The organism is Actinomyces sp. oral taxon 897 (assembly GCF_002999235.1).
GTDB lineage: Bacteria > Actinomycetota > Actinomycetes > Actinomycetales > Actinomycetaceae > Actinomyces.
On the sequence record NZ_CP027236.1, the window covers coordinates 2,544,307 to 2,556,932 of the forward strand.

11 protein-coding genes are annotated in these 12,626 nt (G+C 71.5%); 9 read left to right on the forward strand and 2 right to left on the reverse strand.

The window, feature by feature from the left end; genetic code table 11:
• Positions 1 to 268 precede the first annotated feature (268 nt).
• Positions 269 to 1,855, reverse strand: coding sequence for an aspartate:alanine exchanger family transporter (locus C3V41_RS10035; RefSeq protein WP_106110800.1), 1,587 nt, complete (start codon positions 1,853 to 1,855; stop codon positions 269 to 271).
• Positions 1,856 to 2,305: 450 nt separating this feature from the next.
• On the opposite strand from C3V41_RS10035, the gene C3V41_RS10040 reads away from it, so the two are divergent.
• The 7 genes from C3V41_RS10040 to C3V41_RS10070 all read left to right on the forward strand — a co-directional run bounded on the left by C3V41_RS10040 (position 2,306) and on the right by C3V41_RS10070 (position 8,974).
• Positions 2,306 to 2,866 (forward strand): RNA polymerase sigma factor, encoded by a 561-nt coding sequence (locus tag C3V41_RS10040; RefSeq protein WP_217350934.1) that lies wholly within the window; start codon positions 2,306 to 2,308, stop codon positions 2,864 to 2,866.
• Complete coding sequence (locus C3V41_RS10045; protein ID WP_106110131.1) at positions 2,859 to 3,662, forward strand: hypothetical protein; 804 nt, start codon at positions 2,859 to 2,861, stop codon at positions 3,660 to 3,662. The genes C3V41_RS10040 and C3V41_RS10045 overlap by 8 nt, the downstream gene beginning before the upstream one ends.
• 319 nt (positions 3,663 to 3,981) lie before the next feature.
• Positions 3,982 to 4,605, forward strand: coding sequence for a hypothetical protein (locus C3V41_RS10050; protein ID WP_129591555.1), 624 nt, complete (start codon positions 3,982 to 3,984; stop codon positions 4,603 to 4,605).
• Positions 4,602 to 5,381 (forward strand): murein hydrolase transporter LrgB, encoded by a 780-nt coding sequence (locus tag C3V41_RS10055; protein ID WP_129591556.1) that lies wholly within the window; start codon positions 4,602 to 4,604, stop codon positions 5,379 to 5,381. The genes C3V41_RS10050 and C3V41_RS10055 overlap by 4 nt, the downstream gene beginning before the upstream one ends.
• A gap of 206 nt (positions 5,382 to 5,587) precedes the next feature.
• Entirely contained in the window at positions 5,588 to 6,460 is an 873-nt protein-coding gene (locus C3V41_RS10060; RefSeq protein WP_106110134.1) for an ATP-binding cassette domain-containing protein, read from the forward strand.
• The gene (locus C3V41_RS10065; RefSeq protein WP_106110135.1) at positions 6,457 to 6,843 is read left to right on the forward strand and encodes a superoxide dismutase; all 387 of its coding nucleotides are present in this window, start codon (positions 6,457 to 6,459) and stop codon (positions 6,841 to 6,843) included. The genes C3V41_RS10060 and C3V41_RS10065 overlap by 4 nt, the downstream gene beginning before the upstream one ends.
• Before the next feature lie 688 nt (positions 6,844 to 7,531).
• A complete protein-coding gene (locus C3V41_RS10070; protein ID WP_254423570.1) occupies positions 7,532 to 8,974 on the forward strand; it encodes a GuaB1 family IMP dehydrogenase-related protein in 1,443 nt (480 codons plus the stop codon).
• 113 nt (positions 8,975 to 9,087) lie between these two features.
• Here C3V41_RS10070 and C3V41_RS12905 read toward each other — a convergent pair whose 3' ends face one another.
• Positions 9,088 to 9,777 carry a hypothetical protein gene (locus tag C3V41_RS12905; RefSeq protein WP_129591557.1) on the reverse strand — a complete coding sequence of 230 codons (690 nt, stop codon included), beginning with the start codon at positions 9,775 to 9,777 and terminating at the stop codon, positions 9,088 to 9,090.
• 1,001 nt (positions 9,778 to 10,778) lie between these two features.
• On the opposite strand from C3V41_RS12905, the gene C3V41_RS10075 reads away from it, so the two are divergent.
• Together C3V41_RS10075 and C3V41_RS10080 are read left to right on the forward strand one after the other, a co-directional pair.
• Entirely contained in the window at positions 10,779 to 11,600 is an 822-nt protein-coding gene (locus tag C3V41_RS10075; protein ID WP_106110136.1) for a shikimate 5-dehydrogenase, read from the forward strand.
• Between the two features lie 92 nt (positions 11,601 to 11,692).
• Entirely contained in the window at positions 11,693 to 12,565 is an 873-nt protein-coding gene (locus C3V41_RS10080) for a hypothetical protein (RefSeq protein WP_106110137.1), read from the forward strand.
• Positions 12,566 to 12,626 lie beyond the last annotated feature (61 nt).

A 12,626-nucleotide genomic window follows, 5' to 3' on the forward strand; every position in this document is an offset into this window, starting at 1 on the left:
GCGGCCCCCGGGGGGTTCTCCCGGCACCTTGGGGCGGGGCCTGTTTGGGGCTGGTACGGGTAGGCTGGCCCTGAGGCCCTCCCGGCACCTTTGCGAGGCCGACCCGCTCAGCGTCCTGCTCTTCCTCGCCAGGGATCCTCCCGGTGCCAGCGGGTACGATGGACGCCCTGGGCGCTGTCCGTTCTCACGAGCAATAAGTACCGTTCTCGCGGCGAATAAGTACCGTTCTCGCGGGCAGGGGGGCGTGTGGGGTGGGGCGGTTACCGGCCTACACTGCCACGAGCACCTGCACCATAATGATCTTGACCACGATCGCCAGGGCGAAGAGGGTGGCGTACCCGGCCTCCACCCGCTCGTCGTCGCACCTGGACAGGGCGAAGGCCAGGATGGCGGGCTGCCCCACGAGCCCGGCCAGGCCCCCGGCTGCCCGGGGCGCGCTCACCCCGGCCCAGCGCGCCCCCGCCAGCAGGACCACCGCGTTGACCCCCACGATGAGGGCCGCCAGCGCACCCACCGCCACCCCGGTGAGGGAGAAGGCCGACGCCGCGAAGTCCGGCCCGCTGGCCAGGCCGATGGCGGCCAGGAAGAACAGCAGCCCCAGCTGCCGGATGGTGGTGTTGGCCGCGTGGGGCAGACCCCACACGAAGGGCCCGGTGCGCCCCACCCGTCCCAGGACCATGCCCACCACCAGGGGGCCGGCGGCCACCCCCAGCCGTAGCGTGATCCCGCCGGGCAGGGGGACGGGCACCAGCCCCGCCAGGACCCCCAGGGCCATCCCCACGCCCACGCTGAAGGCGTCGATCTGGGCGATGGAGCGCTCCGAGTCCCCGAAGTAGTCGGCGGCCTCCTCCAGCCTGTCCGAGGGGACCACCGCCAGGACCCGGTCGCCCAGCTCCAGGACCAGGTCCTCACGGGCCAGCAGGTCCAGGTCACCACGGCGCACGCGCGTGGCGACCCCCTGGAAGCGTCCGGGCATGTCCACCTCGCCCACGGTCCGCCCCGCCACACGCAGGCTGGAGACGGTCAGGCGACGGTAGTCCACCTGCGTGCGGTCCTTGGCCAGGCAGGAGTCCAGCCCCGAGCCCAGCTCCTGGACGGCGTCGGCCACCGCCTGCGGCGCCCCCACCACCACGACCTTGTCCCCGGGCAGCAGCTCCTCACCGGGGTGGGCCACCCGGGTGACGCCGTCGCGCTCCAGGTAGGAGATGCGGATACGCGCCCGCTGGAAGGCCTCCATCTGGTCGAGCCTGACCCGGGTCAGCAGCAGCACGCTCGTGGCCGTGATGCCGTCGGCGCTGGCCGGGCGCGGGTCGCGGCGCGCCGGCCAGGAGCGCCCCACCACCACGGCCACCACCAGGATCGCCACCGCCACCCCCACCGGGTAGGCCAGGGCGTAGCCGACGGCGGGCTCCTGGTTGCCGGCCGCCTCAATGGCCGCGTCCAGGACCGGGGAGGTCAGGGCCCCGGCGTAGGCGCCCGCATCGGTGGCCGGGGTCAGGCCGGTCAGGCGGGAGAAGCCGGCTCCGGCCAGGCCCGCGGCCACCAGCGCCACCACGCACAGGCTCATGAGGGGCAGCTGGCGGCGCAGGTCGCGGAAGAAGGTATTGCCTGCCCCGACGCCCACCGTGTAGCAGAACAGCCCCAGCCCCAGACTGCGCAGGAGCCCCAGGTCCGCGCCGAGCCGGGGGTCCAGGGCGCCGACGGCCAGGCCCACGAACAGCGCCCCGGCCGCACCGAAGCGGATGGGGCCGAAGGGGATCTGGCCCAGCGCGGTGCCCAGCCCGATGACCAGGAAGACGGTCAGGACGGGCGCCTGGACCAGGACGTCGACGACAGGTGTCAGGAGCTCGGGCACGTCACCAGGGTAGCCGCCTACCGCCCCGGGGCGCAGACAGCTCGTGCTGCGCCACCTGGCCGCCATGCGCGTAGCCGCCTCCCGCCCCGGGGTGCGCTGGCCCGGGGCGTCTACCGGCGGGCCCTGGACGTAGTCACCTGCTCCAGGGCGCAGGTGGTGCCAGCTCTGCGGCGCCAGGTGGACGTGTACGATCCCGGCCTGGGCGGCCCCTGTGGCGGCCCCGCACCGCCGTGACCTGCTGGCCCCGTACGATCCCGGCCTGGGCGCCCTGGTCCCCGGCGCCTGCCGGACCGTGGGCGCGCTCACACCCTGGAGCGGCCCGCCCGTGAACCGCTGGGCCCTGGGCGGCTACGAACCGGGTAGCAGGACGTGCCTGCGGCCGGCGGCCACCGCCGTCGCCCAGGAACGGCCACCACCGTTGCCCGGAAACAGGGAAGGAGCCGCGTCTCGGTGAGCCCCGAGGTGGAGACCATGCCTGACGCCGCGCTCCTGGCGGCCGTCGGTCAGGGCGACGAGCGCGCCCTGGCCGAGCTGCACCGGCGCTACGCGGCGACCGTGTTCGCCTTCGTGACCACCCGGGTCACGGACCGGGGGACGGCCGAGGAAGTCAGTGCCGACGTGTGGCTCGGCTGCTGGAGGTCGGCCCGTGCCTTCCGGGGGGACAGCCGGGTCCTGACCTGGCTGCTGGGGATCGCCAAGCGTCAGGCCTGGTCACGGGGCCGTCGCCGGGTGCTGCCCGCCGTGCCGCTGGACACCCAGGTCGAGGGCCTCGTGGACGATACCGTCGGCCCGGACGACCAGGTCCTGGAGACGGCCGGTGTCGAGGAGCTCCTGGAGGCGCTCAGGTCCCTGCCCCCGGACCTGGTCGAGGTGGTCAGCCTGGCCTGGCTGCACGAGCTGCCCTACAGCGAGATCGCCCAGGCCCTGGGGGTCCCGGTGGGGACCGTCAAGAGCCGGGTGTCGCGGGCACGACGGCTGCTCAAGGACGTACTGAGGAGGGACAGTGCCTGACAACGGTATGGACCGGGGCGTGGGGCGCCCCGGGAACGAGGCCCTGCGGGAGGCCCTGCTCCGGTGGGAGAACGAGCTCGGCGGCCAGGGGCCGGACCTTGAGACGGTGCGCCGTCGGCTGACCGCCGCACCCACCCTGGACGCCCGCCGCTGGACGGCTCGACGCAGCCTCGCTCTGGCCTGGGCCCTGGCACGGGCCCAGCTCAGGGTCGTCCCCTGGCTGGTGGTGCCGCTGGCGCTCCTGACGGCGTCGGCGGCAGCGCTCCTGGCGCGCCTGTGCGCCGTGGGCGTGGGGGCCGACGTCGCGGTGGCGGGGTTCTCCACCCTCATGCTCCACGGGGTCACCCTGACGGTGACGACGGCGCTGTCACGGGTGCGTGAGGACGCCGTGTGCCTGGCCACCCCCCTGGGGCCGCAGGCCGTGGTGCTCGCCCGGGTGGCGGCGGTGCTCGCCCTCGACGCGGCCACCGGGGTGGTGGCCAGCGCGGTGGTGTCCGTGTGGGCACCGGTCGGACCGGTGGGCGCGCTGCTCACAGGTTGGCTGGTCCCCATGACGTGCGTGGCCGGGGTGGTGGCCTTCCTGGCCATCTGGACGGCTCCCTGGGTGGGGGTGGTGGTGGGGCTGGTCCTGGCCCCCATCGCCGGGCCGGCGGTCTCAGTGGTACGGCTGGGGGCCCTCGCCGAGGTCCTGCACCAGGCCCTCACCCTGTCGGGGGCACCGGTCCTGGGCCTGGGCCTGGTCCTGGCTGTCTCCCTCTCAGCGCGCCACGCGCTCACCGCCCGTGCGCCCCGGTGAGCCCGCGCACTAAACCGCGCACCGGGAGCCGCTCACTGGGCCGCGCCGCACTGGGCCGCACCCCGGTGACACGCCGCGCCGTGCAGCACCGCACTGAGCCGCGCCGCGCCGCGTACCGAACCGCGCACCCGTGCTGCGTGCCTGCCAGCAGCCGTAGGCACGACCTGCGTCGGGCGTCCCCAGGAGCACTCCGGGCGCGCCCAGGTCCGTGGACGCGGCTACCGAGCACGCTGGAAGTGGCCTTCGCCACAGTAGCTGTGTGAACCGGAGAGGGCCCACCGGCTACCTACAGGGTGACACCAACCCATCAGGAGGCACCGTGACGCTCCCGCTCATAATGGCGCAGCTGCGCCAGACCGGCGTAGCCCTGGTCGTCCCGCTCACAGCGGGCGCCGTCGGGGCGGCCTCAGGCAGGTGGGCGGCGGCCGCCTGGTCACCCAGCCAGGCCGTGCTCCTGGTCATGGGCCTGGAGCAGGTCCTCGTGCTGTGCTCGGGCGCCGCGCTGGCGGCCGCGCTCACTGGCGACCCGCTGGTGGAGCTGCACGAGTCGACGCCGACGACGTTCCGCCTGGTCCAGGTGGTCCGTGCCGCCCTGGTCACCACCTCCGGAGCGGTTGGCGCCCTGGTCATGTTCGCGCCCCTGCACCTGGCCGGGATCTGGCCCCATGACGAGGGGTGGGTCACCCTGGTCGTCCCGGTCGGTGCGGTGCTCGTCCTGGCTTCCGTGGCCCTCGCCGCGGCGGCTGGCGGCACGGCGTCGTCCACTGTGATTACAGTCATAAGCGCGTGGCTCCTGGTCCTGGTGTGGGACTCCTACGTCCAGCCGCTGCCCATGCGACGCGGGCTGCCGCTGGTGGGCGCAGTGGCGCTCGCGGTGGTCGCCTGGCGACGGCTCGGCGACGCCGGGCACAGCATCGGGGCCGCCGAGGCGGGGGCGTCATGAGCGTGAGGTACTCAGGGGCCGTGCGGTTCGGGGAGCTCGTGCGCGTCCACGCCCGGACCGCCCGTCGGCAGAGGTCGCTGTGGTACGCCACCGTGCCCCTGACCCTGCTCGCCGTCCTGCTGAGCGTGGACGCGCCCGCCGCGCCGGGCACCGGGGGCATAGATGACCTGGTCTTTGTGGCGCGAGTCATGGGAACCCTCATCGGTATTGCCTACGCGGCGGCCTTCACCGGGCTCCTGGTGGCACCCGCCCGCCTGGGGGTGGACGAGCTGGAGCTCTCCACCCCGGTGGGGACCACGACGCTGGGGGCGGCGCGGGTGCTGGGGACCTTTGCCGTGGTCATGGTCCCGCCCCTGGTGGTCCTGGTGGGCGTGGGGCTGGTGCAGACGGTCGGCGGCAGCTGGACGGGCCTGCCGGCCGCCCTCCTGGTGGCGGTGGCCATGGAGGTGCCGACGGTGCTGTGCGCCCTGGCGGTCTCCGCCCTGGCTGGCTCCGTGCTGCCGCAGGCGCTCGCCCGGGTGGTCGCCGTCCTGACCTGGCTCTACCTGACCATGACGACCCCGACCATACCGGTTCCCGGCGTCACGGGCACCGTCCTGGGGGTCGTCGGAGAGGGCTTCGCCTCCCTGGTCTCACCCCGCTTCTTCTGGGTTAACGGGCCGCTGGCCACCGCCCCGGGGCCGGTCGTGGCCGCCGTGTCCCTGCTGTGGCAGCTCGCCCTGGTCCTTACCTGCCTGGTGGTCGGCTCGCGGCTGGCCGGGCGCTCACGCCGCTGAGGGACCCGGGGCCAGGGGTCCGAGGGCCAGGGCCCGGACGGCCCTGACCTCCTCCACCAGACGCGGCCGGAGGGCCCCGGAGCCAGGGGCCCGGCCCGGTCCACTACCACCATCTTGTCTGAGAGCGACCCGGGTGAGGGCCCAGGCCCGGCTGGGGCTCCGGACCCGCCCACCAGACCACACGAGCAACTGAGAGGAAGCCTTTCGTGTACATCTCCATCAGCCACGTCACCAAGGACTTCCGGGGGAGGCCGGCAGCCCTGGACGACGTCACCATTGACCTGCCCACCGGGATGATCGGGCTGCTCGGATCCAACGGCGCCGGCAAGACCACGCTCATGCGCATTCTGTGCGGCATTATCCAGCCCACCCGCGGCTCAGTGCACATTGACGGCCAGGACCTGGCCGACCCCGCGGGTCGCCGGGCGGTCAAGCGGGTGCTCGGCTACCTCCCGCAGCATATTGAGCCCTACCCCAGCCTCACGCCCCTGGAGTTCCTCGACTACGTGGGCGTCCTCAAGGGGCTGGACAGCCGGGCCGAGCGCCGTCGGCAGGCCGGCGAGCTGGTGGCCCGGGTGGGCCTGGCCGAGGTCAGGGACCGGCGCATTGGCGGGTTCTCGGGCGGGATGCGCCGTCGGGTGGGGATAGCCCAGGCCCTCATGGGCGATCCCCGGCTGGTGGTCGTCGATGAGCCCACGGCCGGCCTCGACCCGGAGGAGCGCATGCGATTCCGCTCCCTTCTGGCGGGGCTGGGCGCGGACCGCACCGTGGTCCTGTCCACGCACATCCTCGACGACGTGGCCCAGACCTGCCCCTACGTCTTCGTGCTGGGGCACGGGCGCACCCGGTACGACGGGCCGACCAGCGGCCTCATTGACGTCGCCCGGGGACGGACCTGGCTGACCGGCCCGCTGGGCACCATGCCGTCGGGCGACCTGGTGGTGGTCAACGCGACATCCACCCCCGAGGGCACCCGCTACCGGCTCGTCTCCGACGTCCCGCCCGACGGCGCGCAGCCGGTCGAGCCCAGCCTCGAGGACGGCTACATGGCCCTGACAGTCAACAAGGAGAGATCATGATCAGCAGACCAGCACGAACCCGGATCGCCCTCGGCGTCGGGGGGATCGTCATTGTCAGCGGCGTACTGGGGTGCATGCACATGCGCTCCCAGCAGTACCCCGCCAGCGGACCCACCTTCAGCGTCACCCCGACCTCCAACCCCGCCTCGGTCACGGCCGCCGACTTCGGCCACACCTGGACCCTGAACGTGGACCACGGCACTATTGGCTGCACCAAGGACGCCGACGGTGACCCCACCCTGTTCTTTACCGCCCCGGACGGGACCGAGTACGCGCTCAACGGCGTCACCGGGAACAAGGACCGCCCGGACATTGAGGACATTGCCAACGGCTCCGTGGGGCCGCTGCGCTCCTTCGCCTTCGGCGTCTGCGACGTCCCGTGACGGGTGTCCCGTAACAGGCGTCTCGTAATGGGTGTCCTGTGACGGGACGCCTGCGAGTGGTGGACGGGCTGGGGCCGCGGCGTCCCGGACGGTCGGCGTCCGGAACGCCGCGGCGGCCAGCGCCTGGGCGCCGGTGTGAGGCGGGTGTAAGTCGGTGTGAGCTGGTTTGGGGCGCCGGTGAGCCGGCGTGAGTTGGTGCGGGCCGGCATGGGGCAGGCGTGAGCGTGAGGCGGGTATGACGGAGCCCGTGGCTCGGTCTGCACCGAGCCACGGGCTCTGCGTCCATGAGGTCCTCGACCCTGGTTCCCATGTCAGGGGAGGGGTCCTCCTTCGCCAGAGCGACTGCTTGGGCTCCCTGGGACCCTCGCACGTCTCGGTCCTGGCCGGTCAGCGGGTTCCCCAACCCTCACGACCAGTTCCGTCCGGTGGTGATTCATATGTAACTCCCCTCTCCTGAAAGGAGACCCCGTAATCATCTGTGAACTTGCTGGGAAATGCGAAAGCAGCTGGCAGCGGTGCGCGGACACACTGAATTGTGATGCAGGACACCTTGTGTGACCCTGGGGCGGGGTCGTCGTAGCACCCGCCCGTGCCCCCTGGCGGGCGTGCCACGGGGCCGCACGGGGCAGCAGGGCCCAGGTGGTCGGTGAGTGTGCCCCCTGGCGGGCGCTGCCGCGGGTACCCTGCCATGGTGCAGTTTCTCAACGAGCCCACCTTTGACCTCACCTACGACGACGTGTTCATGGTGCCCTCCCGCTCCTGCGTGGGCTCACGCATGGACGTGGACCTGACTACGGACGACGCCACCGGCACCACCATCCCCGTGGTCGTGGCCAATATGACCGCCGTGGCCGGCAAGCGCATGGCCGAGACCGTGGCGCGCCGCGGCGGCCTGGCCGTCATCCCCCAGGACATCCCGGTCGACGTCGTCATTGACACCGTGGCCCAGGTCAAGGCCTCCCACCTGGTCTACGACACCCCTGTGACCGTCAAGCCCCACCACACCTGCGGCTACGCCATGGGGCTGATCCCCAAGCGGTCCCACGGCGCCGCCATCGTGGTGGACCCCGACTCCGGGCGGCCGGTGGGCGTGGTGGACCTGGGTGACGTCTCCGGCGTCGATCGCTTCACCCAGGTCCGCTCAGTCATGTCCACCGAGCTCCTGACCCTCCCCGAGGGCGTTGACGCCCGTGAGGCCTTCAACCGGCTCAGGGCCGCCCGTCGTCGCCTGGCCCCTGTCGTGGACGCCGAGGGCCGGCTCGTGGGCCTGCTGACCCGTGCCGGGGCGGTGCGCGCCACGATCTACCACCCCGCTCTGGACGCCTCGGGCCGCCTGCGCGTGGGGGCCGCCGTCGGCATGAACGGTGAGCCCGCCGCGCGGGCTGCCGACCTCGTGGCCGCGGGCGTGGACGTCATTGTGGTGGACACCGCCCACGGTCACCAGGACCGCATGATGCGCGCGGTCTCGGCCGTGCGCGCCGCCCTGGGGCCGGACGTGCCGGTGGTCGCCGGGAACGTGGTCACGGCCGCGGGGGTGCGCGACCTGGTCGAGGCGGGCGCCTCGATCGTGAAGGTGGGGGTGGGGCCGGGCGCCATGTGCACCACCCGCATGGCCACCGGCGTGGGGCGGCCCCAGTTCTCAGCCGTCCTGGAGTGCGCCACCGAGGCGGCCAGGCTGGGGGCGCACGTGTGGGCCGACGGCGGGGTGCGCCACCCGCGCGACGTCGCCCTGGCCCTGGCCGCGGGGGCCTCCAACGTCATGATCGGCTCCTGGTTCGCTGGCACCCACGAGTCCCCCGGGGACCTGCAGACCGACGCCGACGGCCGCCCCTACAAGGAGTCCTTCGGAATGGCCTCCACCCGGGCGGTCATGGGGCGCACGGAGGGTGAGCAGGCCTTTGACCGCGCCCGCAAGGCCCTGTTCGAGGAGGGGATCAGCGGGGGACGCATGTACCTGGACCCGCGGCGTCCGGGCGTGGAGGACCTCATTGACCAGATTGTCGCGGGGGTGCGCTCCTCCTTCACCTACGCGGGGGCCGACTCCATCCCGGTCTTCCGCCAGCGGGCGGTGGTGGGGGTGCAGTCGGCCTCGGGCTACCGCGAGGGCGCGCCGGTGCCGGTGAGCTGGTAGGAGCCCCTGGGGCTGGTGGGGCCAGCTGGTAGGGTCGGTGAGCTGGTGGGAGCCCCTGAGGCCGGGGCGGGCGGCTTGGGGCTGGCCGGAGCCGGGGTTGCCTGGGGCCGGCCTCAGGCGGCCCAGACAATGCCCTTGAGGAAGTCCTTGAACTCGTCCTCGCTCAGGGTCGGCTGGGCGGTCTTGCCCATGGCCAGGGCGGCCACGAGGAAGGTCTGCCCGTTGTGGGTGACGACGGCGCCCCGCTCGGCAATGTACCCGCTGCCGTCAGGTAGGGCAGATGCGCCCGCGTAGGTCTGCGCGGTCTCACCGTCAATGGTCGCCTCTCCCGTGGTGGTGAAGACGTCGGTGCTCAGCTCGTACCTGGCCGCCTCCTGCGCGATGGCTTCCGCGGCGGTGGTGATCGTGCTCTCCAGGAGGATGGTGTACCCGGTGACGGACTCGACGGAATCGAAGGCCTCACGGTCGGTAACGGTCGCAAATGACAGGCGGTCGGTCTTTGTGTTCGATGCGTAGGAGCAGCCTGCGGGGATGTGGGTGACTGTGAGGAGCTGGGCGACCTGGTTGTCCGCCGGGGCGTCGTAGGCCGCGGTAGGGGGAGCTGCGGGGGTGGTCGGGGGCGCGCTCGTCGTGGTGGCGCCGGGGCCCGTGGTCTCGGAGGTCGTGGTCTCGGAGGCTGTGGTCTCGGAGGCCGTGGTCGCGCCTGAGGGCGTGCTCGTGGTCGTGTCCGAGGAGCAGGCGAGAAGGGAGGTGGCAAGCAGTAGTGCCGAGCCGGCAGTGGCAATGAGACGACGGGTATTCATAAGGGGACCTTTCTGGTGGGTGGGTTGTCCAAGGACCTGTGGAACACGGTGTCTGCGCAGGTCAGGATTGGTTGATGTGGCTCATGGTTCTAGGGTGCACCTCACATCCTAGCGAATGGCGGGGTCGCTATCCATGGTTTGCCCGGGGCCTTCCTGACTGGTGTCTTGCGGTGCTGCTGGGGCTGGCGCCGCGCGGTGCTGCTGGGGGGCTGGTCGCGTGGACGAGAGCCAGGCAGAGTGACCCTCTCCCTGCCCGGGGCCCAGTCGCCGCGACCGCGTTGCTGGTGTTTGTGGCGGAGTGACTCTCTCCCTGCCCGGGGTCCAGGCTGACAGGGCGGCGGCTACCGTGGGAGCGTTGTGTGGCCCTCTCCCTGCCCGGGGCCCAGGACTCCTGGCCGTGCGGGCGAGGGGGTGTACGGGAACGTTTTGTGCAGGGCGGAACATTTTGTGCACAGGGTGACGTTTTGCGCAGAAGGTAACCAATCCAGGTCGCTTTCTGTGCAATCGGTTACCCTGTGCACAAAATGTTTCCCTAGATACCTTTCCGGTGCCGGCTTTGGACGAGACCATGCGGGAAAGTGGCGGTCAGACGGGGTGTCCCGCACCACGGCGGTGGTGACGAAGTCATGAACTCGGCTGGCTTCAAGCCCGCGGGCACCCGGCCGACGCCTGCCCGGCTAGCCGGGCGCTCTCCGGTCCCGGCAGGGCCCCGCACGCTGGCTAATGTGCGCTGTTGAGTTCGTGGCGGACGTCCCCCGCACGCCCCTACCTGGTCGGGGTGTTGCGACTCCGGTCCCGGCTGCCCCCGGTCGTTCCGGTACGGCGACGGCCGGTGTCCTGGGGTCCTTCGGGCCGGTCCCGGGCCCTGCCCAAGGCCTCGTCCGTCCCTGCCGACCCGCCGTCGTCCGAGGCCGTGGGCGCCGCCTGCCCGGAACCTGTAGCGCTGGCCCGCCCGGGATCTCTGGCCCACCCGGGCAGCGTGCCTGTGAGAGAATAGTGTCATGCGTGATATCTCCAAGGACACTCGCCTGTGTATCTCCCTCTCGGCCCGCCCCACCAATATCGGTACCCGTTTCCACAACCACCTCTATGAGGTCCTGGGGCTCGACTTCGTCTACAAGGCGTTCACCACGACTGACATTGTCGCGGCCATCGGGGGCGTGCGTGCCCTGGGTATTCGTGGCTGCGGCGTGTCCATGCCCTGGAAGGAGGACGTTATTGCGCTCGTGGACGAGATGACGCCGTCGGCCAGCGCCATTAGCTCGGTGAATACGATCGTCAATGACGACGGGCGCCTCGTGGCCTACAACACCGACTTTATTGCCATCCGCACCCTGCTGGACACCCACCAGGTGGCACGCACCTCCTGCGCGGTGCTCGGTGCGGGCGGTATGGCCAAGGCCTGCGTGGCGGCCCTGACCGACGCCGGGTTCGGCCCGGGGACGGTGGTGGCCCGCAACCCGGTCACCGGCCCGGCCCTGGCTGAGCGGTACGGATGGTCCTGGACGGCCTCACCTGCGGATCTGTCTGACGACGAGGTGGGGCTTGTGCTCAACGCCACCCCGGTGGGCATGGCCGGGGGTCCGGCTGAGCACGACCTGCCTGTGGGGGAGGAGCTGGTGGAGGCTGCCGGGACGGTGTTCGACGTCGTGGCCTTCCCGGCGTGCACGCCCCTGATCAGGGCTGCCCAGGCGGCCGGGAAGCCGGTGGTGCGCGGTTCGGAGGTCATTGCCCTCCAGGCCGCCGAGCAGTTCGCCCTCTACACCGGTATCCGTCCCACCCCTGAGCAGGTGGAGGAGGCCTCCCGCGTCTCACGCGCCTAGGATGTCGCTGTCGTCCTGCCGACGCCGTTCCCCATATTCTGTGTGGGAAGATAAGACGGATAGTCTTTGCTCAACCAGAACCAGGAGGGGCCGTGGCATCGTTTGAGGACGTACTCGGCAGTGACAACAAGCTGGCCAAACGGCTGGCGTCGACGAGCTGGCCCGACAGCCGCGCCAAGGCGGACCGGCTGCTGCCACTGGTCACGGCGGCGAACACGGACCTGGTCCGTGACGCGGTGCAGGCGGCGCGGAATGAGGAGATATCCTGGCGGGGGTGGTACCTGGGAAACCCCCTGGCGAACGCCCTGGTAATGCTGGTGTACGCGGCCGGTGACGGCGACGAGGAGGCCGCTGCGACCCTGCTCCAGGTGGCGAAGCGGCTACGCAATGAACCAGTGCTGCTCGAGCATCGCTCGGCCTTCTGGGAGCTATTCGGCATGTTCCGGGATATTCCTGCCGGAGACGACGCCTTTGAGACTCTTGACGCGGTCTACCAGGGCCTGCCCCCTACCCCGGCCGCTCAGTGGGCCGCCGAGATCGGGCTGGCGGCGCCTACCGACTGTCGCTGGTACCTTCAGGTCGTCGTCACCTCGCGTGAGGCCCCGACCGTGGACGTCGACGTCAGGGTGCGCTGGTCGCCGGACCTGGTCTCTGAGTTCCACGAGGCGCGGATGGCGAAGGAGTTCTGGTCAGGAGGTGACGAGGTCCGGCTCTACGGGCCGCGGGTCCCGGTTGCCGGGCCGCTTTCGTACCAGCTCCCCCTCAGCGATGAGGGTGTCAACCGCACCCTGACCGGTGCCATTGACCCGGCCCCGGCTGATATCCGTGACCTGCCCCGGATCCTGAGGACGGTCGAGGAGCAGAACGGGATCACCTTTGACCGGGCCAAGGCCCAGGTGTCCGGGGCGAAGCGCCCAATGCGCCCGATCAAGCCGGTACGGGCCTGGCTGCGGGCGAACGCCTAGCTGCTGAGCCGGTACCGTTATCGTGGTCTTACCACCACTTGATTTCCTTGTCGTAATCAAT

What these genes read in the sequence shown, in the direction of transcription:
- C3V41_RS10055 (WP_129591556.1), top strand. Translation starts at nt 4,602, where the DNA reads ATGAGCGTGAGGTACTCAGGGGCCGTGCGGTTCGGGGAGCTCGTGCGC.
- C3V41_RS10065 (WP_106110135.1), top strand. Translation starts at nt 6,457, where the DNA reads ATGATCAGCAGACCAGCACGAACCCGGATCGCCCTCGGCGTCGGGGGG.
- C3V41_RS10070 (WP_254423570.1), top strand. Translation starts at nt 7,532, where the DNA reads ATGGTGCAGTTTCTCAACGAGCCCACCTTTGACCTCACCTACGACGAC.
- C3V41_RS12905 (WP_129591557.1), bottom strand. Translation starts at nt 9,777, where the DNA reads ATGAATACCCGTCGTCTCATTGCCACTGCCGGCTCGGCACTACTGCTT.
- C3V41_RS10075 (WP_106110136.1), top strand. Translation starts at nt 10,779, where the DNA reads ATGCGTGATATCTCCAAGGACACTCGCCTGTGTATCTCCCTCTCGGCC.